Origin of the sequence: Rothia sp. HMSC071F11 (assembly GCF_001809115.1) — a bacterium.
Lineage (GTDB): Bacteria > Actinomycetota > Actinomycetes > Actinomycetales > Micrococcaceae > Rothia > Rothia dentocariosa.
Genome location: NZ_KV795756.1, coordinates 564,036 through 586,359 on the forward strand (window position 1 = coordinate 564,036; position 22,324 = coordinate 586,359).

A 22,324-nucleotide genomic window follows, 5' to 3' on the forward strand; every position below is an offset into this window, starting at 1 on the left:
CGTCTCTATATATACATCTATTTTTATAGGCTCATATCAGCTTCGAAAGGCATGAGGAATTCGCTATGGGTGCATACCGTTTTCTCTTCACGGGTAAGTGGATAGGCTCTTTCGTGCTGTGCATTATTTTCTCGATAATCTGTGTTTATCTAGCTGGTTGGCAGATGAGCCGAAAAGAGGCTTTAGATTGGCGCAACTCACTAATCGTGCAGAATTATCACGCAACTCCCTATAGCTTCCAAGACCATCCTACAATTTTTCAAGACTTTGATTCGGGGGCGCAGTGGCACCCTGTATCCCTTCGTGGTCGGTATATCACCGATCAACAGCTACTGGTACGCAACCGTCCTTATCAGGGACAAAATGGGTTCGAAGTATTGGTCCCTTTTCGTGCAGATACTGGTGAAATAGTCATTATCAATAGGGGTTGGATGTCGGCGAGTTCTTCAGATGCTTCACGCCCCAGCACCGAAGTCCCTGCGCCACCAGCAAATGATGTTATTGTTGTGGCGCGAGTCCACCAAGGAGAGAGCGCTACAGGTAAGGATGCTCCCGAAGGCCAAGTCGCGTCTATCAACCTTCAGGAAATCGGCGAACGTACGCATTTACCTGTCGCCGCTGGGGCTTACGGTCTGCTGGACTCTGAAGAACCTACGCCTGTGCAACGGCCTGTACAGAAATCCGAACCTGAACTCGATAATGGACCTAATCTGTCCTATTCTATGCAATGGTATGCTTTTGCAGTTCTTATTTATGCTGTTTATGCCTGGAGTGCACGGCAAAAAGTTCGTAATGATGAATTAGATGCTCAGGTAGCCCAGGAGCTAGAACGCTATTATAGGCAGTTCTATGCCGAGGATGGCAGTTATATTGGGCATGAGGATGAAACCGTTGTGCTTCGCAAGATGGATATGATCGACGATATGCCTTCTCATATGAAATCTATTGTACGCCCCCGCCCTGCCAAGAAACACTCGCGTCTGACCGATGAAGAGGAAGAAGACGCTTTCCTGGACAGGTTAGAACGGCCGTAACCGCCAGGCTTTCCTGCAGGAATATGGAAGTAACCCACCACAAAAATCGAAACCTTTTTCGAATTTTCCCTGTATACTGGATCTAAGATCTCATATATAGTTTCGAAATAATACGAGGGGTTTCGTCACACATGATGGGTTATTCTCATACCGTCAGCGCTGCCGCTGGCTGGTTGGTTCTCTCAGAACTTGGTGTAATCCAAATCCCTAATACTCCTACCCTCATTGTTACAACCCTTGCCTGTGCTGGCGCAGGAGTATTACCAGATATTGATCACCATAATGGTTCTATCGCTCGTTCTATACCTCCTGTATCAGGTTGGATCGCCCGGATTGTAGGCCTTATCAGTGGAGGGCACCGAAAGGGAACGCACTCAATTTTAGGGATCATCGCGTTCTGGGCTATCGCATACTTTGGCAGTACACTCACTTACCAAAGTATTCCGTGGTTGTCCCTTGCTCTCGCCGCATTCTCAGGAGGTCTGGCTTTGCGGATTTTAGGAGCTCCAGGAGGTTGGATTGGGGCTTGCGCCCTAGGCTATGCTGCGTATACCACTCATTCTTTAGAGCTTCTTCCCTGGGCCATTTCAGTGGGCGCAACCTTACATGTTATAGGTGACGCACTGACCACCCGAGGTATTCTCCCGCTATACCCCATTACGGTTAAACCACTTGTTGCCTCTTCCCTCTGGAAGAAAAGCGGCTACATGGCACTCCCACTTTTAGGTGATGCAGGAAGCATCCGGGAAAAGGTCCTTATTCTCTGCCTAACCTGTTATATCGTTTGGTACACGGCAGCTCTTTTAGGTTTCTGCCCTTACCCACTCCATAACTTTATTATTTCTTGAGCATCAAACAAAGAATCTCCCGCTCCTAACCATATGGTTAGGAGCGGGAGATAAAACCTTTTTACCTCAGTCTTGCCAAGACTTAAGCGTCCTGGATGGGCCAGAAGACGTCAACCTCGACGTTCTCTTCACCGGAGGTGGGGTACTTTTCGTACTCAGTGTTATGCATAAGGCTGTTCTCCTTTTACGATCAGATAGAATCTCTCTACCTGCGCTAATCCGGCTCGTCAGAGTCGAAAATCTGTGCTTTTGCATCCTCGCATTTGCGGGAACAACTCAAGTCTAACCCGCTCATGTATTGGTTTTCCAGCCAAAAACCCACAATGTAGGCAGATACACACTATATTTTTATAAAACCCACACAATATATCATTAAATCAAGTAAAGAGGGTGTCTTCTAGCCAGAAAATCCCACATAGCCAACATAATATGCGAAAGCTCTAAGGATATATTCAAAGTTTCATAGCACTTTCACTTATGCGCCAGTTTACATACACACCTATACCCACAAAGGTTAGGAGCATTCCCACGCGTTACATCACATACAGATGCTAGGTAAACACCTTTTCCTTGTCCTAAGAGCAGATTGCGTCTAGGCAAGTGAGATAAGATCCTGATACTCCTTCGACCAGAGGTCTTCAACTGCGTCCGGAAGCAAAAGAACACGTTCGGGGTTTAGAGCCTCCACAGCTCCTTCGTCGTGGGATACCATAACGATAGCGCCTTTATAGGCTTTGAGCGCGTTCAGAATCTCTTTACGAGATGCAGGATCAAGGTTGTTAGTCGGTTCATCCAAGAGAAGTATATTGGCGCTCGAAGCGACCAAAGTTGCTAATGAAAGACGAGTTTTCTCTCCTCCGGAAAGTACACCTGCTGGTTTCTCCACATCGTCACCAGAAAAAAGGAATGAACCGAGGATAGTGCGTACCCGCGTATCGTCAAGATCCGGCGCGGCGGATTTCATATTTTCTAAAACAGTTCGCTCACCATCGAGAATCTCATGTTCCTGCGCGAAATACCCGATCTTAGCTCCATGCCCATAGACAACTTCGCCGGTGTCGGGAGCAGTGTTGCCAGCTAAAATACGTAGCAAAGTAGTTTTACCAGCACCATTCAGCCCCAATACGACAACACGAGAACCACGGTCAATAGCCAGATCAACATCGGTAAAAATTTCAAGTGAGCCGTAGGATTTTGAAAGACTCTGTGCAGACAGCGGGGTCTTACCGCACGGGGCAGGTTCAGGAAAGCGGATAGCAGCAACTTTATCTGTTTGGCGTTCGTCTTCCAGCCCCCGCATCATACGTTCAGCACGCTTTATCATCTGTTGAGCCGCCACGGCTTTAGTTGCCTTTGCCCGCATTTTATTAGCCTGTTCCATGAGTGCTTGAGCTTTCTTCTGAGCATTAGCACGCTCACGCTTACGACGATGTTCATCTTGCTCACGCTGGCTCAGATAGTTCTTCCACCTCATGTTGTACTGGTCAATCACGCAACGATTTGCATCAAGATAAAACACACGGTTAACTACCAACTCCATAAGCTCAACATCGTGGCTAATAACCAGCAAACCACCCGAAAAATTTTTCAGGAACTCACGCAACCATAAAATGGAGTCCGCATCCAAATGGTTTGTTGGTTCATCAAGTAGCATCGTATCGGCAGCTGAAAACAAGATACGTGCTAACTCCACACGACGACGCTGCCCACCAGATAGAGTCTCAAGAGGTTGCGCGAGTACTCGTTCAGGCAGATCCAAGTTGGAGGTTATAACTGCGGCTTCAGATTCTGCGGCATAGCCGCCGCCAGCAATAAACTCAGCCTCAAGACGATCATAGCGCCGCATACCCTTTGTACGTATGCTATCATCTTCACTCGCCATATCTTCTTGAGCTTGGCGCATTTTCTTGGCTACTCCGTCAAGTCCGCGGGCTGAAAGAATACGGTCACGCGCCAGTTGAGTCATATCATCGACTTTGGGGTCTTGAGGGAGGTATCCGATAGAGCCGGACCGGGTGACTGTACCTTCTGCTGGTAGAGCTAATCCCGCCAAGACTTTTGTCATAGTGGTTTTCCCGGCCCCATTACGCCCCACTAAACCGATCTTGTCGCCATTATCTACCCGAAAGGTTACATCTTCCATTAACAGACGGGCACCCGCGCGGAGCTCTAAATTCTGTACTGAAATCACAACATGTCCCTTCCGAGAATCAACAAAACAGTTAGTGAATGAGGAGTTTAACAACCCATCTATTCTACGTGAGTTACGCTAGAAGACGCTGACACCCGATAGTCTCCGTAAAACGTCACATATATTACATAATGCGTTTTCTATGGTAGGAAGGTATATAAGAATATATAAGACCCCAGCGGCGTCGAGGGCGGCACTACCCTCGATTTTGACACCGAACGTCATAATCAGCCACACACGACTTCATATTTTTAAGGATCAACTCTCGTGCCTAACTCTTATGCCCCAGATCAATCACCAGGGCGCAATATAGCTCTTATAGCAGTCTTCGCAGCATTTATCGCGGTTCTTAGTCCTCTGGCGCTACCAATCCCAGGTGTCCCGATTCCTTTAGCTCTTGGCCCTTTCGCTATCTACACCACCGCTCTAGTACTCGGTGGTTTTCGAGCTTTTATAGCAACTCTCCTCTACGTACTGTTAGGGTGCCTAGGGCTACCAATCTTTGCTAAAGGTGCTTCAGGGTTTGGTACGCTTGCGACGCCAACCGGTGGCTATCTTCTAGCCTATCCTCTGGGCGCGTTATTGGCTGGGACGCTAGCTTATACAGTAATCCGTAGAAAGCTCAATCCCTGGCTTACCGCTATCCTGTGCATCTTCTGCGCTATGGTAGGCTTCGTGGTAATTTCTGCAGGAGGTATCTTAGGGCTTATGACCAACGGACATATGGAATTTACCCATGCGTTTGTCATCGCGGCTTCATTTGCTCTTCCAGACCTTCTTAAATCTATCGTTGCGTCTATCGTGGCGTCTGCTGTGCATCGGGCATTTCCTGGGTTAGTGCGCTCAAAAGCTCGCAGGTAATTGAGGATGTTTTTTTCCAAGAAAAGTAGCGCCAAAATTGAGCGCGAAGCACCAACGATGCCGTCCGCTCCCCCGTCCCTTGAACTTGATGCAGTTACCGTGTCAGCTGAAGACGCTCACGGACAAACTCGAAATATTATCGACCATGTATCAGTCTCTTTAACCGCATCTAAAACTGCGATTATTGGGCTTAACGGCATGGGAAAGTCAACCTTTTTAGGGCTTTTTAACGGTATTACTCGGCCCTCCCAGGGAATCATAAAGGTATGTGGAGTAGATATCTCCGAACATCCCCAGATAACTCGTCAGTCTATAGGCATGCTCTTCGCTAATCCAGATGCGCAGCTTATCATGCCTACAGTCCTCGAAGATCTAGAGCTTAGCCTCCGTCGGCATAGCTCTCTCACCCGAGCTCAACGCCTAGAGCAAGCACATAAGCTCCTTGCTCAACAATGTCTCGACGACAAGGCTGATCAGAACATTTTTTCTCTCTCCAGCGGAGAGAAACAACTTGTAGCCCTCACTGGGATTTTAGCGGTAGAACCACGAATCCTCTTACTTGATGAGCCTACGACTCTTCTTGATCTACGTAATCGAACACGGCTGATAAACCTTCTGAATAGTCTCGATCAGATGCTTATTATCAGTACCCACGACCTCGACTTGGCGGAGACATGCGATGAAGCAGTCATTATCCATAATGGAGAGCTTATATACCATGGCAAAGCGCACGAAGCGGTTCAACAATACCGTTTATATTGTGAACAAGGCTTTCCCAACGAAAACCCCTCTGTATGATATACGAACCAGGCAATCCCGGAAGGATTTAACCACGTGATTCGGACCGCGCAGAGGTCGCACCATGCGACTTTCCTCGGTAACTTACTTATTGGAAGCTACGCTCCGGGGAATTCGCTGTTGCATCGCACACCGCTTTGGGGCAAAAGCCTCCTCTGCGCTTGTTTACTGCTCGCGCTCGCGGTAACCGGTTGGGAAGTAGCACTATACGTTCTGTTCTTTTGTTTTATCTTGTCCTGGTCAGCTGGGATGCGCATCCGCACGCTCTTAGAAATTGTCTATACGCTGCGATGGCTCATAATTCTTTTAGGACTTTATTATCTCTTTTGGGGCACGTGGCAAAATGCGGTAGACGTCATGTGCACCATGCTAAGCGCCGTCCTAATCTCACGGATTCTTCTCACGACTACTCCGCTACCTCTTTTACTTGATGGAATCATCTGGTTACTCACACCGCTTAAACTTCTAGGCTTATCTCCCAAACGTATAGGACTGATGCTCGCTCTGGTTATAAGATCTATTCCCGCCATTATGGATAACTGGGGAGCTTTACAACAAGCTGCTCACGCACGCGGTTTGCCCAAACGTTCCACTTGGCGACTGCTTGTACCTCTTGTGGTACAAGCAGTAGGATACGCTCAAATAACCGGGGACGTTTTAACTGCACGAGGCGTAGAACTCTAAAAGGAATTTTCTTTTACGGCACCAGAAACATCATTCCCGGCTAAGCAAAACTATTCCCACCATACGAACCACGAAGGCTTGTTATAAAGCCCCTTCACGACACATGAGAGATCCTCATAACTTGTGGGCTTTAGCGCTCGACTTATTATCCCCTGTTCTAAAGCAAGCACCTCTGCGTCGCGCAATGTTGTGATTGGCTCTGCAGTGTAAAACTCAAGGTAGGTCGCTGCAATAACAGCCGGAATAGCACTATCCCGCTCATACCAATACTGCGCAAGTGCTAGCATGTCTTCCGCACTTGGGACGTCTTCCCATCCGCCAAACGGCAGATACGCAAAGATGTCTGATGGGTACGCTGTAGGGATTTCAAGCAAGATAATTTCAGCTGAATTATCCAGAGTCTCATCTTCGTTCATCAGGCTTGATACGAATGTCAGATGGGCAGGCGCACGTAGAGCAGGTGCAATGCCGCGAGGAACCGTTACCTGCGACGTTAAAAATCCTTCATAATAGTTCTCGAATAAAGTCGAGTCAGCCCGAGCTAATATTTTACGCACAAGAATTTCTAATGAACCCTTATCAAGGCGTTTTTGGTGTTCTGTCAATATATCTTGGGCATAGGATTTAACGTACTCAGCGTTAATATCCGCTGGCGGGTTTTTCGTGCGTGCCGATATATTGTTCTGAATAGTAGACAGAAGAAGATCGTCAAGTACGACCAGAACCGGGGTGAACCCGTAGGTTCGCCCATCCGCCAAACGGTTAAGATACAAATGGTGAATGTAACTGCTGGGAGCGCCAGGGGCTATCCGCAGGTGCGGATAAGGATATAAAGAGGTGAACTTCTTGTAGAGTTCCGCCATGGTGTCTCCGATGCTTTGATTCCCATCAGTTTACCTGAGTTTTCGGTTAGTTTCTGCCTCGTACAACAGATTTCTACGCTAGATTTGGGGCGAGTCCAAAGCATCTTAAGCAATTCACATGATATACCCTCAAAGTATTTCAAAACTACCTGTTATTTGACATTCATATACTGTGATTTTTATCTCTTTTAAAACAGAATAAGTTTCATAAATTGAATATAAGCATGCTTCACATCACATATGTTAGGGTATCTCTATGTTTATACTAGGAAATCTTCCCGCAGAACAAGCCCACGACTTTCTCCCTCGTTCTTGGGTCCCTCAGAATTTCCATATGTACTACTCGGCTGAGGAACTTTCACAGCAGTGCGCAGAATACTTCGCAGCAGATTTTACGGAACGTACCTCCCTAGAGTTTGGTGCGTGGTATCGAGATCATATAAGTCCTCTTCTACAGAACCAGTTCAACTACATGCCTACGCAAGACACACAAGACTGGGCCAATAGATTCTTTTCGATAACAGATTCACATGCCACATACCAAACGCTTACAGGAATTCGATACCGTGGGCAAGATCTGAATCGACCTTTTATAGATGTAATAGCTACGAATATTCCTTGTACTACAGTCTATATCGCAGCTCTAAGCCAATCTTTGCTTCGCCACTATGAAAGCTTCCGTCCTATATGCACACGTTTCTTTGTGCCAGGTAAGGTAGATCAGCTTGTACGTGGCCTTGGTTCACTCCCTGGTGCTCGTGCAACAACTATTGACATGCACATTGTCGCCGGGACTCTAGGTGAGTTAGACAAACGCCCGTGGCCGAAGAATTATGATCGAGTAGATCTCATCCCGCTTTCTCCTGCTGATGCTTCTGCTGCCAGTTACGAAACGCAGCGCATATATGAATCTATTGCAGTTAAGAACCCTAATTTTTTTGAGTGGGCCACTCCTCAGGGAGAAGAATCATTTGAAGATGCTATACGTCAAGGAACAGGCTGGCATATTACAGTGGATAACACCTTAGCAGGGTTTTTGACTCTAGATCGCAGAGGCGAACAGGGACTTAGAGGGTTTAGCGTCGAAGAGTTATGTCTAGATGCGCCTTTTCGCAGACAAGGGCTAGGGAATGCAGTTCTACGTCACGGTATTAAAAATCTCCTCAAATTATCTCAGGTAAATCCTCAAGATATGCTATGGGGAACAATCCATGTCGACAATGTTCCGTCCCTGCGCAATGCTCAAGGGGTAGGGCGCACAGTAGTAGGAAGTTATATATGGGTTGGAGACCGGTCTTTTAACATGTGAAGATCTCACATGCATCCAGCTAGAAGCAAAGAAGCTCGATGTATGACAAGCAGTAACGCAGCACAATGACGTACAGAGTACATTAGAAGTATCACGTTGATGAAGGAGACAACGATGAATTCATATTTCAAAGAAATGATTCGTCTCGCAGATAGTATCGCTGACAACGCCCACCTTGGGCAGGTCGATAAAAACGGTTGGCCTTATATATCTCATCCACGACGGGTTGCTTTTAAAGTGCGCGAAATTGCCCCTGAAGAGCTTCGCACAGAAGCACAGATCGTGGCGTTATTGCACGATACCGTAGAGGATACAGAAGTCACTCTCCCTTACCTTGCTCGGTACTTTTCAGCCCGCATTATTGATGCCGTTGATGCGCTCACCAAACGTCCGCATGAACCTCTGGAGTCATCTATGGCGAGAGTTCGCGCTAATGAAATTGCACTGTGGGTCAAACGTGCTGACATTGCCGATAACACTGACCCGGAACGTGTTTCCCACCTTGACGAAGATACTCGCAAACGTCTGGCGAAGAAATACAGTAAATCACTCAGATTCTTAGGTGTAACCGAAAACATATGAACGAGTAGTATTACAAATATCAGGTGGAATTATAAATCAAGGGGTGGGTACCTAGAATGTTCCAGGTACCCACCCCTTACAGCAAAACAAACGTATGGCAACGCTAAATGTTGAAGCCGAGAGCACGCATCATATCGCGACCATCCTCAGTAATGCGTTCGGGCCCCCACGGAGGCATCCATACCCAGTTCACGCGCCATTCAGCAACGACACTATCGAGATTTGCTTCCACCTGTTCCTCAATAACGTCCTGTAGCGGACATGCAGCTGTAGTAAGCGTTAGATCTAGGATCAGGACTCCATTATCATCCCAGCGCATGCCATAAAGCAGACCCAAATCAACGATATTTACCCCAAGTTCAGGGTCAATGACTTCCTTGAGGACTTCCTCAATTTCCTCTTGCGAGGGACGAGCTTGCACTGTCTCAGTCATGATGCACCTCTTACAAGTAGTTCGTACTGAGTAAGATTATTTCTTCCCAGTGTATGCTACATAGCCTTCTTCTTCTAGACGATCTGCAAGTTCAGGACCGCCCTGATCGACCATTTTGCCGTCTACAAAAACATGCACAAACTCGGGCTTAATATAACGCAGGATGCGGGTATAGTGCGTAATCAGCATAACACCCATATTATTTTCCTCGTGAGCACGGTTCACGCCGGAAGACACGACTTTAAGAGCATCAACGTCAAGGCCGGAGTCAGTTTCATCAAGAATACCGAACTTGGGCTTCAAAAGCTCCAGCTGCAGAATCTCATGACGTTTCTTCTCACCGCCGGAGAAACCTTCATTGACGTTACGAGCAACGAACGCAGGATCAATGTCCAGATGGTTCATAGCTTCTTTAACGTCTTTGGTCCAGGTTCGTAAGTTAGGTGCCTTACCGTCCACAGCAGTTTTAGCAGCACGCAGGAAGTTAGACATCGTGACACCGGGTATCTCGACTGGGTACTGCATGGCGAGGAACAGCCCAGCACGAGCACGCTCATCCACACTCATCTCGGTAATATCGTCACCATCAAGCAGTATCTGCCCGGAATCAATCTGGTATTTGGGGTGACCGGCAATAGTTGAGGCAAGAGTAGATTTACCGGAACCATTTGGACCCATAATAGCGTGGATTTCACCCGAGTTAATGGTTAAGTTCACGCCTTTGAGAATAGGCTTAGTTTTTTCATCATCAAGAATGACCGAGACGTGCAAATCCTTGATTTCAAGGGTAGACATTGTTTCTCCTAATAAGGCTTAGTTGTTGCTGAGAGCAAGCTCTGCTTCAAGGGCATCAGTAAGTTCTGTTTCAAGCTCTGGTACGCGAATCTGCTGGATAATCTCGTTTAAGAATCCGCGGACCACTAGACGACGTGCCTCAGCTTCCGGAATACCACGAGCCCGTAGGTACCATAGATGCTCATCATCTAGCTGACCGGTTGTTGATGCGTGACCGGCACCTTCAATACGTCCAGTCTCGATCTCCAAGTTCGGTACGGAATCAGCGCGCGGACCAATCTCCAAGAGGAGGTTACGGTTCAGCTCATAGGTGTCCGTACCTTCCGCATCTTTACCAATGAGGACGTCACCAACCCATACGGAGTGCGCTGCTTTGCCCTGCAATGCGCCTTTATAAGTCACTCGCGACTTGCAGTTGGGCACAGAATGATCCACAAACAAACGTGACTCGATGTGCTGGCCAGCATCCACAAAATAAAGACCGTACATCTCTGTCTCAGCGCCCGGTTCCGTGAATTTCGTTGAAGGGGTAACACGCACCATATCACCGCCCAATGAAACGCACACATGTTTGAAACGAGCATCGCGCCCTAGCTTGGCATACTGCGCTGAGGCATGAATCGCATCATCATTCCATTGTTGAAGAGTAATAACGCTCAACTGTGCAGAATCTTGTATCAGGAATTCTATGTTCTGCGCCAGAACAGCCGATCCGGTATGCCGAATTACAACAACCGCTTTCGAGAATGGTTTAGCCTCGACCAGTATATGTTGAGCAGCAGCATCACGATGCTGTCCGTCAATATCTATTTCGATATGCTCAGTAAGCTCGGTTTCGGCGGGAATAGTCACCACAGTAGCTGTCTTAAAATGAGTCCATGCATTTGCAGCTACACGGTCTTCAGGAACACCTGCTGTACCAATGCGCTCATCTTCACGGGATACTTCTTCAAGGATAACTTCAGAAGGTGCTTGGATCTTCGGAGCTGGGGCTTGTGCCTGCAGAGTGTCAAGGTGAAGACCGCCCAAACGTTTCAGCGGGGTAAAACGCCAATCTTCCTCGCGTCCAGTAAGTGGCTCAAAGTCTTCAACGTTATATGAGGTTTTCCGTTCTGCGCGGGAAGCGTCAAGAACCTTCTGCACGTTATTAGGGTTTGAGCCTTGATGGTGTTCCTCGGTAGCACGCAGAATAGTATCATCATGGACATGCTCAGAGGCGAGCTTCTCGCCTTCCTGATCCATACCGGGAATAATTGGGCTGTGATATCCCAGGGTCTCTTCGTTAGTCGACATTAGCCCACAGATCCTTCCATCTGAAGTTCGATGAGGCGGTTAAGTTCAAGTGCGTATTCCATGGGCAGCTCACGAGCAATCGGTTCAACGAAGCCTCGCACAATCATAGCCATTGCTTCATCCTCGGCCAGCCCACGCTGCATGAGGTAAAAGAGCTGTTCTTCAGAAACGCGTGAAACCGTAGCTTCATGCCCCATCGTAACGTCATCTTCACGAACGTCGACATAGGGGTAGGTATCTGAACGCGACACAGTATCAACCAAGAGAGCATCACACACCACGGATGATTTCGAGTGCTTCGCACCTTCACGTACCTGCACTAGACCGCGGTATGCGCTACGTCCGCCGTTACGAGCCACGGACTTCGAAACAATCGTTGAAGAAGTATTCGGGGCAATATGCACCATCTTGGAACCAGTATCCTGATGCTGCCCTTCACCAGCAAACGCGATTGACAGAGTCTCGCCCTTGGCGTGTTCACCGACCATATATACTGCAGGATACTTCTGAGTAACCTTAGAGCCGATGTTACCATCAACCCATTCCATGGTGGCACCCTCATGCGCGACTGCTCGTTTAGTCACCAGGTTGTACACGTTGTTCGACCAGTTCTGAATGGTAGTGTAACGAACACGGGCGTTCTTCTTAACAACGATCTCGACAACTGCTGAGTGCAGCGAGTCAGAGCGGTATACAGGCGCGGTGCAGCCCTCAATATAGTGAACATATGAACCTTCATCTGCAATGATCAAGGTACGCTCAAACTGGCCCATATTCTCAGTGTTGATGCGGAAATACGCCTGCAGAGGGATCTCAACATGCACCCCCGGCGGAACGTACACAAATGATCCGCCAGACCACACCGCAGTATTAAGAGCGGAGAACTTGTTATCGCCGATAGGGATAATAGAGGCGAAGTATTCCTTAAATATTTCAGGATAATCGCGCAAACCGGTATCGGTATCAACAAAGATAACGCCTTGAGACTCCAAGTCTTCACGGATCTGGTGGTACACGACCTCAGACTCATACTGAGCAGCAACACCGGCGACCAATGAGTTACGTTCTGCTTCCGGAATACCCAAACGTTCATATGTCACGCGGATATCTTCAGGAAGCTCTTCCCAAGACTCAGCCTGACCTTCGGTAGAACGCACGAAGTATTTGATGTTATCGAAATCGATGTCAGAAAGATCTGCCCCCCAGGTTGGCATCGGCTTACGCTCGAAAAACTTCAATGCCTTCAGACGCATATCCAGCATCCACTGGGGTTCATTCTTCTTCGCAGAGATGTCACGCACTACGGCTTCGTCCAGACCACGCTTAGCGGACTGGCCCGCCTCGTCAGAGTCTGCCCAACCATACTCGTAATTGCCAATGCCCTCGAGTTCAGGGTTCAACTCCAGAATCTCTGAAATGACAGTGTCGTTGGCACTCTGCTCAACTTGCTCAGTCATTACGGCCTTTCTTAGATGGATTGAAATTTATCCGGCTCCGCAGATGCGGGCTCGGTAGTCTTTGGAATAACACACTCTAGGTTGGGGTAATTTCTACCGTGCCGAATTACCCCGCATGCTTTCTGATGTTTCCGGTTTTTCAGAATTCACACGTTCTGTTAAGTGATTGAGTGGAACGTGAGTTGTGCATACGTGAGCCCCTCCAGCCATCGTTGATAGCCTACGTACGTCAACGCCCAGAAGATCAGAAATAATCCCAGTCTCTTGTTCGCAGAAAACCTGAAAATCTTCAGCCAGATCGCGTATTGGGCAGTGCCCTTGGCAGAGCTGTATGCTAGCTAGCAATTTCCCCGGCGCGAGCCGACCGGCAGGTGGTTCTGTAATCTGCGCTGTTGTCACAAACCCATCACGGCTCATGGCTTCAGCGAGAGCTTGGGCTCGCGCCGCAACACCCTCCCCTGCCGCTTCCACAACAGGGCGGTATCGCGCCTCCATTTCGGCAGCCCGTGCGGATGCGAAAGTTTCAAGTGCGCTCTCCCCAACAGTGTCACGCAACATTTCAAGAGCGTTGCGCGCAATCATCAAATAGTCATTTCCTAGACGTTCGTGACCTTGAGGTGCGATGACGTACCGTCGAGCTGGGCGCCCCGCACCTGCCCCATATTGTTTGAGAGAAGCAACTTCAATCATGTTTGCTTGTTCAAGCGCATCAAGGTGCCGACGCACAGCGGCGGGGGTCAAGCTTAAAAGTTCTCCCAAGCTTGCCGCAGACACGGGACCATGGTTCAGGACACCACGAAGAACCCGGTCACGGGTGCGTTCTTCAACTTCCGCTTTACGTGCGCCAGAGCTTGACTTCTTATGCGAGGAAGGCTGCTGTTGAAGCCCTCGATGAGATGTCTTGTTCACGGAATACACAACTAAAGTATGTCCTAATTACTTCAATCTTGGCTAGTAAGGTCTTCCTACTTGCACACACCACACCGTTTAGTCTCTTGCTTAGCTGCGGCAAGCCATAAGAACCGGTGAAAGATAATACCGCCTTTAGGCCTCTAGGTATTTTTGCTCTTCGGGCATTTCCATGAGGGGGCTAAGCGGTTCATATCCTCACTTTGACGTGATCTAACTCGCGTCATAAAGATGCTATCGCTAGAGGGAAACATAGAGATTACTCTCTGAGGGCTTAAGATAGAGAGGTGGCAGAAACTGAAGCTTATCAACACCAAGCAGCTACCGCATTAGACATTTCAGCAGCTCGCGGTACTAGCAGCGATCCTGCACTCAAGATTTCTCATCTCGTCAAAGAGTTTAAGCCCTCTCGTTCTTTCCGCGAGAAACACCCTGAACGTCTTACCGCTCAGGGTATGCATCGCGCAGTTGCTGACATAAGTCTTCAAGTCTATCCCGGCGAGGTTGTTGTACTCTTGGGTGCTAACGGTGCAGGTAAGACTACAACTCTTGCATGTGCCCAGGGGCTTACTGAACCTACGTCCGGCACTATTCAGCTTCTTTCAGAAGACCCTCTTCTGGCATCCCCAGAGATGCGGGCCTCCGTCGGTATCATGCTTCAGGATGGGGGGCTTCCTAACGCCGTACGTCCCGTACCACTTCTTGAACATGTTGCTCAGATGTACGCCAATCCTTATCCTGTCGGTGAACTTGTTGATCGTTTAGGAATAGATGCTTTTAACGGCACCAATATTCGGCGCCTTTCTGGGGGACAAAAACAACGTGTCTCATTAGCAGCAGCCCTTCTTGGGCGTCCTTCGGTACTCTTTTTAGACGAACCATCAGCAGGACTTGATCCGCAGTCTCGCAATGTCGTCTTTGACATTATTCGTGAGCAGCGTGAGGCTGGAGTCGCCATTATCTTAACAACCCATCTCATTGATGATGCGCAAAAGCTCGCGGATTATGTCTATATTATTGATGATGGTCAAACGGTGCGTGAAGGCACAGTCCCTGAACTTGTATCAGGAGACGGGATTGTACGTCTTCATTTCACGTTAGAAGCCCCTTCACCTACGCGTGACGACTTATTGCCTGTACATCTTCGTACGGATGTAGAGCTTATCGAGCATATGCCATACTCACTAGGCGGCTTAGGCGAATATGAGCTCCGTGGTCCCCTTACACCCGAACATCTTTCCGCTTTCACGACAGCCCTAGCACATCACTACCTTATGCCTAACTCTCTCACGATGGAACCGAAGACTTTGGAAGACGTATTCTTGGATATTTCGGGACGTGATATTCGATGAACCCCACAAATGCAGAGCTGCCCACTGTCCCTGATAGTCAGCAGATGGGAGAAGGTAACGAGTATCCGCAGCCGCGCGCTGCTTCTAGTTTTCAGCGTATTCTAGCTCAAGGCAAATATGAGACCCTTGCCATGCTTAAAAATGGTGAACAGCTAATGCTCAATATTGCCTTCCCCGTGATGGCGCTTTTCGGACTTCGCTATACAAGCTTTCTGGATTCTTACGCAGACGCGTTGAATACGACCCGCATAAATGTTGCAGTGCCGGGAGTACTGGCTCTCTGTGTTGTCTCAACTGCACTTTCCGGTCAAGGGATTGCCACTGGTTTTGACCGCCGGTACGGTGTTCTTCGTTTTCTGTCTACCACTCCTCTAGGACGCAACGGGCTTATTATTGGCAAGGTACTGGCAGTTATCACCGTTATCGCCATACAGTTTATTATGGTCACTATTGTTGGGTTCGGTCTTGGATGGCGTCCGGATATTTTTGCGATGTATCGCTCTTTTAGTACTTTATTGCTTGGGGCTGCCGCATTTACAGCGCTAGGCTTACTCGTTGCTGGGACGGTGAGGGCTGAGGCAACTTTGGCTATCGTGAATATCGCCTGGGTTGTTCTGGCCAGCGCTGGTGGGATCCTTATTCCAATGGATAATTTCCCTGAGCTGTACCGTATTATCATTCTGTGCCTGCCTTCAGGCGCTTTAGGTGAAGCGATTCGCGGTGATTATCTACAGGATATATTTTTACCCCTTCCCCATGCTGTGCTACTTGTCTGGACACTAGTGATTGGTTTTATTGCTTCACGTAAATTTAAATGGTCCGATTAGCGCTCTTAGGTTCAGGATTTCGGGACGAGCTCTGGGATCAATCAGCACCATCAACGATTATCCCTAACGCATACACGGTTTAAAAGGCTTTTCTTATGCTAGTTACCCTCAAAAATAAACTATCCCCCATCCAATACACCCCCTGGGTTTTGTACACAGCGGTGGGTACGGCCCTGAGCAATCTCTTACTCATCGTAACCGGCGCCGTTGTGCGCCTTACGGGATCAGGCCTTGGATGCGATACCTGGCCTCGGTGTACTGCAGAACAGTGGACAACTACCCCTGCCGACGGTATCCATGGGCTCGTTGAATTCGGTAACCGTATGCTTACTTTTGTGCTCATGGTGATCACTATCCTTGCATTCTTAGCGATTCTCCGCATTGCGCTGCCTGATGTGCACCACGTCAAAGCAATCTTTGCAAAGCTTTTTACGGGATTACGAGCGCACGAATCAAAGTACAGTGATCTTTTCAATCTGACTTTACTGCTCCTGTGGGGTATTCCGCTACAGGCCGTTATTGGCGGTATTACTGTATGGCAGCGGCTTAATCCCTGGATGGTAACAGCCCATTACCTCGCCTCTGCCATCATGATTGGACTAGCGGCAATCTTGGTAAACCGTGTGCGTCGCTATTTTAGGGCAGGTGTCTCTGAGCGCGAAGATATTACTAGGGAATTTCCCCCACAAAAAAGTGGTGTTATCCGCCTACTTGGTTGGATAGATTTGGCGTTAGTTTCGTTCTTACTTTTCATGGGTACCGTAGTCACTGGGACTGGTCCGCATGCGGGTGATCCACGCACGCATCGCCACGAGTTCGACGCTATCGCAGTATCCCGTGCGCATGCATGGGCAGTGTGGGCGTTTCTTTTTCTGTTGGTTATCATGTTTGTTCTAGTGCGGAAGTACGACATGCCACGTGCTTTCTTATCATCTTTACTTGTACTGGCAGCAATCATGGTCTATCAGGGCGCGATTGGCTATATCCAGTACAACACGGGACTTCCCCCTCTACTCGTTGAGGCACATATGCTGGGGTCGGGTATGTTTACCTGGGCATCACTATCGCTGATCGAAAGGCAGCTGACCCTATCTTCTCAGAAGACCCGTGCCCTAGCTCAACAGCGGCTAGCAATTTCTTAGAGCTGAGTTATTCACACGGTAAGCGCACAATGTCATATATGGGTTTATTGCTGGCATGCCTTGGTAGCTATTTAAGGTTAGGCGTACACTATTAAGGAGCATTCCTGCGCCTGCACGTCTTTGAGTCGAAGGTATGCCTATCTGTGAGTACCTCCTTACCCCACAGATTGATACGCGCAGATTAGGCACACGCACACACGTCAAGGAGCCCATCATGAAGGGTTACACAATTCAGGAGGTTCCGTCCTCCACGCATGCGGCGTCAGAGGTGACTGTACCTACTCCGCGGGCAACAAGGGACATGACCTTGGGACGCAAATTAAAAGCGTATATTCACCTGACAAAGCCCCAAATTATTGAGCTTCTTCTAGTAACAACCGCCCCTACAATGATGTTTGCGGCACACGGCATGCCCAGTTTCTGGTTAGTCATAAATACGCTTCTTGGCGGAGCCATGGCGGCTGGCGCTTCCTGCGCTTTCAACTGTTATATCGATCGTGATATTGACCGAAAAATGAAGCGAACCGAAAAACGCCCCCTAGTTACCGGAGAGCTAACAGACCGAGAAGCACTCGTCTTCGCATGGGCACTTGCTGTTATCTCCGTCGTATATCTGTGGACTATGGTAAATCCCCTCTCTGGGCTTTTAGGGCTTGCCGCTATTTTGCTCTATGTAGTCTTCTACTCCATGTATTTAAAGAAGCGCACTACTCAGAATATTGTGTGGGGTGGGATTGCCGGGTGTATGCCTGTCCTAATTGCATGGGCAGCTGTTCGCAATACCATTGAATGGCCAGCTTTAATTCTCTTTACAGTAATTTTCCTCTGGACTCCTCCGCACTATTGGCCACTCTCTATGAAATACGCGGAGGATTATAAAGCAGCCGGTGTTCCTATGCTGGGTGCTATCGCTCCCGCTCAAACAGTGTCTGTACAGGTAGTACTCTACGGCTGGGCTATGGTTATCTGTTCGCTTCTACTGATCCCTATTGGAGGCGCGGGCTGGGTGTACGGCGTTAGCGCGGCTACCGCTGGTGCATGGTTCCTCTACCACTGCCACAAGCTCCATTATTTAGCTCTCCAGCAGGTAGCGACAAGCCGTACCGCTATGGTGGTATTTTTCGGGTCCATCACATACCTAACGATTCTTTTCATTGCATTGGCAATCGATCCTTTTGTTGGGCAGCCTATATTAGAATCTTTTATTTTCTAAGAGCATCCGTATCTTGAGGCGAGTAAAGCAGCTATCTCAAGATACGGGTGGTCTATTTTGAAACTTATCTACGTGGAGCTTAGGCTACAGCATCCTATGTATGTAAGTTCAGCGTGAGGCATAAGTCGTCTAAATACCATGCGAACATACTATAAACGCTAGGATGGTGAACTATCCTTAAGAAGGTAGAATTTCACGATAGATTTATAGATGCTATGTACATGATTACTTGTTGAGAGTGCTCATGGAATACGCACCCTATCTTTTGAGTTATATCTGCTGCAGTCAGCGTTCACAGACTACTATTGTTTGTGTACTTCATGCATGACGTACCACCAAGCGAAGGGACAATACGTGACTAACCCTAACGAAAAGTTCGAATGGACTGAGGTAGACCAGCGTGCGGTTGATACTGCTCGCTTATTGGCAGCCGATGCGGTTGAGAAAGTAGGGTCAGGTCACCCCGGCACCGCCATGAGCCTTGCTCCTGTTGCCTATCTACTCTTCCAAAAGGTCATGAACCAAGACCCCAATGATGACCGTTGGGAAGGTCGCGACCGTTTCATCCTCTCCCCCGGCCACACATCGCTGACTCTTTACACCCAATTATTTATGGGTGGGTATGGTCTTGAGATGGAGGATCTAGAATCTCTTCGCACATGGGATGCGCTCACTCCTGGACATCCTGAATATAAGCACACCAAGGGTGTAGAAATTACGACTGGTCCATTGGGTCAGGGGCTCGCTTCTGCCGTTGGTTTTGCATATGCTCAACGTTATATGCGTGGTCTTTTCGACCCCGAATCCCCGGTTGGTGCTTCTCCCTTTGACCATTATGTGTACTGTATCGCCTCTGAAGGCGATGTTCAGGAAGGCGTAACGGCAGAAGCCAGTGCGCTTGCTGGGCACCAAGAATTGGGCAATCTCATCGTACTCTGGGATCGCAACCATATTTCTATTGAAGAAGACACTGACGTTGCATTCACCGAAGACGTGCCAGCTCGTTACCGGGCCTACGGCTGGGATGTTCAGCACGTGGACTGGACCAAGACCGGAAACTACGTTGAAGATGTGCAGGAACTCTACAACGCTATTGAGCGCGCGAAAACGGTCACGGATAAGCCTTCATTCATTGAGGTGCGTACTATCATTGGTTACCCAGCACCCAACAAGCAAAATACTGGGTCCGTTCACGGCTCAAAGCTGGGGGCCGAAGAAATCGTTGAAACCAAGAAAGTTCTAGGATTTGACCCCGAAAAGAGCTTCTTCATTGAGGATGAGGTTCTGGCGCATACTCGTGAACTTCGTGAACGCGGGGCTGCTGCGCATAAGGTCTGGAATGAAAAATTTGAGGCATGGGCTCAGGCTAACCCTGAGCGGGCAAAGCTGTACAACCGCCTGGTGTCAGGCGAAATGCCAGTTGATTATAAGGCTGCTTTCCCTGTCTTTGAGCCGGGTACTTCACTAGCAACCCGCGCAGCATCCGGCAAAGTCATTAATGCTATTGCTGATACTTTCCCTGAGCTTTGGGGTGGATCTGCCGATCTAGCAGGTTCTAACCTCACCACCATCAACAACGCCGAATCATTCAACCCGGTTTCGCACAGTACGGAGGATTGGACCGGCAACCCCTACGGTCGTGTGTTGCACTTCGGTATTCGCGAGCAGGGGGCGGCCGCAATTGTGAACGGTATCGTGCTATCTTCGCCAACCCGTGCTTTCTCTGGGACGTTCTTCGTATTCTCGGATTACCAGCGTCCTGCAGTCCGTCTTTCAGCTCTCATGGGTGTACCTGCACTGTATATCTGGACTCACGACTCCATTGGTGTTGGCGAAGACGGGCCCACCCACCAACCAATCGAACATCTCAGCTCACTGCGCGCAATTCCTGGATTCGACGTTGTACGCCCTGCGGATGCGAACGAAACTGCGGTTGCTTGGCGTACTATTCTTGAGAAGAAAGACCGCCCTGCCGGCCTAGTACTTTCTCGCCAGAACCTACCGGTTTGGGCTCGTGAGGATATTCATTCAGACACTGAAGGCGAAAAATTTGCTTCCGCAGAAGGTACTGCGCGCGGAGGTTATGTTATGGCTGACACCGAGGGAACTCCAGATGTCATCCTGATCGCAACTGGGTCTGAAGTTGAAATTGCCCTCGAAGCCCGCCACAAGCTCTCAGAAAAAGGCATTGCAGCCCGAGTTGTTTCAATGCCTTCCCGCGAATGGTTCAACGAGCAGTCAAACGAATACCGAGAATCAGTTCTGCCTTCCTCGGTTGCAGCACGCGTCTCAGTTGAAGCCGGTTTGGGCATGAGCTGGTACGATTTGCTCGGCTCTGCAGGACGTGCTGTCTCAATTGAACACTTTGGGGCTTCTGCCGATGCTAAGACTTTGTACCGTGAGTTTGGTATTACCCCTGAAGCCGTCGTGACTGCTGCTGAAGAATCTATCGCCGCAGCCAAATAGCTAGCTGGCAAGTTACAGTTTTTCGGTGAGTTTTGATGCTACTTGCATCTTGCATAGCTCATTAATGCTCACCCGTCCATATTGACTAATTTAGATTGAAGGTTTTATTGCATGAGTGATTCGACTCGAAAGCTCTCTGAAGCTGGTGTCTCCATTTGGCTTGATGATCTTTCCCGCGACCGTCTTACCAGTGGCAGTCTTGCAGAGCTCATCAGCGCTAAGAACGTCGTGGGTGTCACTACCAACCCCACTATCTTTGCCGGTGCGCTTTCAAAAGGTGCTGCTTACGCTGAGCAGATGCGTCAGCTTGCCGCATCCGGCGCAGACGTTGAAGAAGCTGTCTTCGCAGCGACTACTGACGACGTACGTGCTGCTTGTGTCGTATTCGAACCCATATATTCTGCTTCTAAAGGTTACGACGGCAGGGTTTCTATTGAGGTTGATCCTCGCCTTGCCCGCGATGCCGAGGGAACCCAGAAAATGGCACGAGAACTCTACGAGCGTGTAGGCCGTGAGAATGTCATGATCAAGATTCCCGCAACCGTCGAAGGTTTGGAGCCTATTGCCAAGACTCTTGCAGCCGGAATCAGCGTTAATGTGACTCTCATCTTCTCACTAACACGTTATCGTGAAGTCATTAACGCTTACATGCTCGGCCTTGAAGAAGCACTCAAAAACGGTAAGGATCTCTCTAAGATCCATTCGGTCGCATCATTCTTCGTATCCCGCGTAGATAGCGAGGTAGATACCCGTCTGAATGAAATCGGTACTGAAGAGGCCTTAGCGCTTAAGGGTAAGGCCGGTCTGGCAAATGCTCGTCTGGCATATGAAGTTTTTGAAGAGATGTTCTCTTCTGAACGCTGGGCACGTTTGGCATCTCATGGTGCCAACGTTCAGCGCCCGCTCTGGGCATCTACTGGAGTCAAAGATCCGGCACTTCCAGATACTCTCTACGTTAGCGGTCTGGTCGCTAAACACACTGTCAATACCATGCCTGAAGCAACTCTGAACGCTGTTGCTGATCATGGTGAAATCACGGGAGATACTGTAACCGGTGAGTATACGAACTCCAACAAGATTCTGGACGATATCGAGCGTCTGGGTATCTCATATGTAGAGGTTGTGGATAAGCTCGAAACCGAAGGTCTTGCAAAGTTTGACGTTTCGTGGGAAGAGCTTCTAGAGACCGTAAGGAAAGCACTTAGTGAGTCACGTTAGTGACTAGTGAATAATTTTTCGTTATACCCGTTCTCTAAAGTTCATAAGG

At 48.8% G+C, this 22,324-nt stretch carries 20 protein-coding genes; 13 read left to right on the plus strand and 7 right to left on the minus strand.

The window, feature by feature from the left end; translation table 11 throughout:
- The first annotated feature begins 65 nt into the window (after nt 1–65).
- Together HMPREF2554_RS06845 and HMPREF2554_RS06850 are read left to right on the plus strand one after the other, a co-directional pair.
- A complete protein-coding gene (locus tag HMPREF2554_RS06845; protein WP_013399045.1) occupies nt 66–1,034 on the plus strand; it encodes an SURF1 family cytochrome oxidase biogenesis protein in 969 nt (322 codons plus the stop codon).
- A gap of 131 nt (nt 1,035–1,165) precedes the next feature.
- The gene (locus tag HMPREF2554_RS06850; RefSeq protein WP_041321782.1) at nt 1,166–1,882 is read left to right on the plus strand and encodes a metal-dependent hydrolase; all 717 of its coding nucleotides are present in this window, start codon (nt 1,166–1,168) and stop codon (nt 1,880–1,882) included.
- Nucleotides 1,883–2,474: 592 nt separating this feature from the next.
- Here the strand turns inward: HMPREF2554_RS06850 and abc-f are convergent.
- Nucleotides 2,475–4,073 (minus strand): ribosomal protection-like ABC-F family protein, encoded by a 1,599-nt coding sequence (gene abc-f / locus HMPREF2554_RS06855; RefSeq protein WP_041321781.1) that lies wholly within the window; start codon nt 4,071–4,073, stop codon nt 2,475–2,477.
- A 267-nt stretch (nt 4,074–4,340) separates the two neighbouring features.
- Between abc-f and HMPREF2554_RS06860 the strand changes: the two genes are divergently transcribed.
- From HMPREF2554_RS06860 to HMPREF2554_RS11995, 3 genes are read left to right on the plus strand one after another with little or no spacing between them, the layout of a single operon-like run.
- Nucleotides 4,341–4,934 (plus strand): biotin transporter BioY, encoded by a 594-nt coding sequence (locus HMPREF2554_RS06860; protein WP_004004635.1) that lies wholly within the window; start codon nt 4,341–4,343, stop codon nt 4,932–4,934.
- A gap of 6 nt (nt 4,935–4,940) precedes the next feature.
- Nucleotides 4,941–5,732, plus strand: coding sequence for an energy-coupling factor ABC transporter ATP-binding protein (locus HMPREF2554_RS06865; RefSeq protein ID WP_013399042.1), 792 nt, complete (start codon nt 4,941–4,943; stop codon nt 5,730–5,732).
- Between the two features lie 36 nt (nt 5,733–5,768).
- A complete protein-coding gene (locus HMPREF2554_RS11995; protein WP_013399041.1) occupies nt 5,769–6,416 on the plus strand; it encodes a CbiQ family ECF transporter T component in 648 nt (215 codons plus the stop codon).
- A gap of 50 nt (nt 6,417–6,466) precedes the next feature.
- On the opposite strand, the gene HMPREF2554_RS06875 is transcribed toward HMPREF2554_RS11995, so the two are convergent.
- Nucleotides 6,467–7,279 (minus strand): DUF4253 domain-containing protein, encoded by an 813-nt coding sequence (locus HMPREF2554_RS06875; protein ID WP_013399040.1) that lies wholly within the window; start codon nt 7,277–7,279, stop codon nt 6,467–6,469.
- A gap of 334 nt (nt 7,280–7,613) precedes the next feature.
- On the opposite strand from HMPREF2554_RS06875, the gene HMPREF2554_RS06880 reads away from it, so the two are divergent.
- Both HMPREF2554_RS06880 and HMPREF2554_RS06885 read left to right on the plus strand, forming a co-directional pair.
- On the plus strand, nt 7,614–8,588 hold the full coding sequence (locus HMPREF2554_RS06880) for a GNAT family N-acetyltransferase (protein WP_244864717.1): 975 nt from the start codon (nt 7,614–7,616) through the stop codon (nt 8,586–8,588).
- A gap of 114 nt (nt 8,589–8,702) precedes the next feature.
- Nucleotides 8,703–9,170 carry an HD domain-containing protein gene (locus tag HMPREF2554_RS06885; RefSeq protein WP_246826025.1) on the plus strand — a complete coding sequence of 156 codons (468 nt, stop codon included), beginning with the start codon at nt 8,703–8,705 and terminating at the stop codon, nt 9,168–9,170.
- Between the two features lie 103 nt (nt 9,171–9,273).
- On the opposite strand, the gene HMPREF2554_RS06890 is transcribed toward HMPREF2554_RS06885, so the two are convergent.
- The 5 genes from HMPREF2554_RS06890 to HMPREF2554_RS06910 all read right to left on the minus strand — a co-directional run bounded on the left by HMPREF2554_RS06890 (nt 9,274) and on the right by HMPREF2554_RS06910 (nt 14,066).
- On the minus strand, nt 9,274–9,603 hold the full coding sequence (locus HMPREF2554_RS06890; protein ID WP_004004628.1) for a metal-sulfur cluster assembly factor: 330 nt from the start codon (nt 9,601–9,603) through the stop codon (nt 9,274–9,276).
- Nucleotides 9,604–9,639: 36 nt separating this feature from the next.
- A complete protein-coding gene (gene sufC / locus HMPREF2554_RS06895; RefSeq protein ID WP_004004627.1) occupies nt 9,640–10,398 on the minus strand; it encodes a Fe-S cluster assembly ATPase SufC in 759 nt (252 codons plus the stop codon).
- 18 nt (nt 10,399–10,416) lie between these two features.
- Nucleotides 10,417–11,691, minus strand: coding sequence for a Fe-S cluster assembly protein SufD (gene sufD, locus HMPREF2554_RS06900; RefSeq protein WP_013399037.1), 1,275 nt, complete (start codon nt 11,689–11,691; stop codon nt 10,417–10,419).
- Nucleotides 11,691–13,148 (minus strand): Fe-S cluster assembly protein SufB, encoded by a 1,458-nt coding sequence (gene sufB / locus HMPREF2554_RS06905; protein WP_004004625.1) that lies wholly within the window; start codon nt 13,146–13,148, stop codon nt 11,691–11,693. The genes sufD and sufB overlap by 1 nt, the downstream gene beginning before the upstream one ends.
- A gap of 93 nt (nt 13,149–13,241) precedes the next feature.
- Nucleotides 13,242–14,066: a helix-turn-helix transcriptional regulator gene (locus tag HMPREF2554_RS06910; RefSeq protein ID WP_070554446.1), complete on the minus strand. Its 825-nt coding sequence runs from the start codon at nt 14,064–14,066 to the stop codon at nt 13,242–13,244.
- 326 nt (nt 14,067–14,392) lie between these two features.
- Between HMPREF2554_RS06910 and HMPREF2554_RS06915 the strand changes: the two genes are divergently transcribed.
- The 6 genes from HMPREF2554_RS06915 (at nt 14,393) to tal (ending at nt 22,275) form a co-directional block, all read left to right on the plus strand.
- Nucleotides 14,393–15,409 (plus strand): ABC transporter ATP-binding protein, encoded by a 1,017-nt coding sequence (locus HMPREF2554_RS06915; protein ID WP_370447724.1) that lies wholly within the window; start codon nt 14,393–14,395, stop codon nt 15,407–15,409.
- A complete protein-coding gene (locus HMPREF2554_RS06920; RefSeq protein WP_013399034.1) occupies nt 15,406–16,236 on the plus strand; it encodes an ABC transporter permease in 831 nt (276 codons plus the stop codon). Before HMPREF2554_RS06915 ends, HMPREF2554_RS06920 begins: the two co-directional genes overlap by 4 nt.
- Before the next feature lie 95 nt (nt 16,237–16,331).
- Nucleotides 16,332–17,378 carry a COX15/CtaA family protein gene (locus HMPREF2554_RS06925; protein WP_013399033.1) on the plus strand — a complete coding sequence of 349 codons (1,047 nt, stop codon included), beginning with the start codon at nt 16,332–16,334 and terminating at the stop codon, nt 17,376–17,378.
- Between the two features lie 214 nt (nt 17,379–17,592).
- Nucleotides 17,593–18,591 (plus strand): heme o synthase, encoded by a 999-nt coding sequence (locus HMPREF2554_RS06930; RefSeq protein ID WP_115333648.1) that lies wholly within the window; start codon nt 17,593–17,595, stop codon nt 18,589–18,591.
- A 324-nt stretch (nt 18,592–18,915) separates the two neighbouring features.
- Nucleotides 18,916–21,057: a transketolase gene (tkt, locus tag HMPREF2554_RS06935; RefSeq protein WP_013399031.1), complete on the plus strand. Its 2,142-nt coding sequence runs from the start codon at nt 18,916–18,918 to the stop codon at nt 21,055–21,057.
- A 111-nt stretch (nt 21,058–21,168) separates the two neighbouring features.
- Entirely contained in the window at nt 21,169–22,275 is a 1,107-nt protein-coding gene (gene tal, locus HMPREF2554_RS06940; RefSeq protein ID WP_013399030.1) for a transaldolase, read from the plus strand.
- Nucleotides 22,276–22,324: the final 49 nt, after the last annotated feature.

What these genes read in the sequence shown, in the direction of transcription:
- HMPREF2554_RS06845 (WP_013399045.1), top strand. Translation starts at nt 66, where the DNA reads ATGGGTGCATACCGTTTTCTCTTCACGGGTAAGTGGATAGGCTCTTTC.
- HMPREF2554_RS06850 (WP_041321782.1), top strand. Translation starts at nt 1,166, where the DNA reads ATGATGGGTTATTCTCATACCGTCAGCGCTGCCGCTGGCTGGTTGGTT.
- HMPREF2554_RS06865 (WP_013399042.1), top strand. Translation starts at nt 4,941, where the DNA reads ATGTTTTTTTCCAAGAAAAGTAGCGCCAAAATTGAGCGCGAAGCACCA.
- HMPREF2554_RS06875 (WP_013399040.1), bottom strand. Translation starts at nt 7,279, where the DNA reads ATGGCGGAACTCTACAAGAAGTTCACCTCTTTATATCCTTATCCGCAC.
- HMPREF2554_RS06880 (WP_244864717.1), top strand. Translation starts at nt 7,614, where the DNA reads ATGTACTACTCGGCTGAGGAACTTTCACAGCAGTGCGCAGAATACTTC.
- HMPREF2554_RS06885 (WP_246826025.1), top strand. Translation starts at nt 8,703, where the DNA reads ATGAATTCATATTTCAAAGAAATGATTCGTCTCGCAGATAGTATCGCT.
- HMPREF2554_RS06890 (WP_004004628.1), bottom strand. Translation starts at nt 9,603, where the DNA reads ATGACTGAGACAGTGCAAGCTCGTCCCTCGCAAGAGGAAATTGAGGAA.
- sufC (WP_004004627.1), bottom strand. Translation starts at nt 10,398, where the DNA reads ATGTCTACCCTTGAAATCAAGGATTTGCACGTCTCGGTCATTCTTGAT.
- sufD (WP_013399037.1), bottom strand. Translation starts at nt 11,691, where the DNA reads ATGTCGACTAACGAAGAGACCCTGGGATATCACAGCCCAATTATTCCC.
- sufB (WP_004004625.1), bottom strand. Translation starts at nt 13,148, where the DNA reads ATGACTGAGCAAGTTGAGCAGAGTGCCAACGACACTGTCATTTCAGAG.
- HMPREF2554_RS06920 (WP_013399034.1), top strand. Translation starts at nt 15,406, where the DNA reads ATGAACCCCACAAATGCAGAGCTGCCCACTGTCCCTGATAGTCAGCAG.
- HMPREF2554_RS06925 (WP_013399033.1), top strand. Translation starts at nt 16,332, where the DNA reads ATGCTAGTTACCCTCAAAAATAAACTATCCCCCATCCAATACACCCCC.
- HMPREF2554_RS06930 (WP_115333648.1), top strand. Translation starts at nt 17,593, where the DNA reads ATGAAGGGTTACACAATTCAGGAGGTTCCGTCCTCCACGCATGCGGCG.
- tkt (WP_013399031.1), top strand. Translation starts at nt 18,916, where the DNA reads ATGACGTACCACCAAGCGAAGGGACAATACGTGACTAACCCTAACGAA.
- tal (WP_013399030.1), top strand. Translation starts at nt 21,169, where the DNA reads ATGAGTGATTCGACTCGAAAGCTCTCTGAAGCTGGTGTCTCCATTTGG.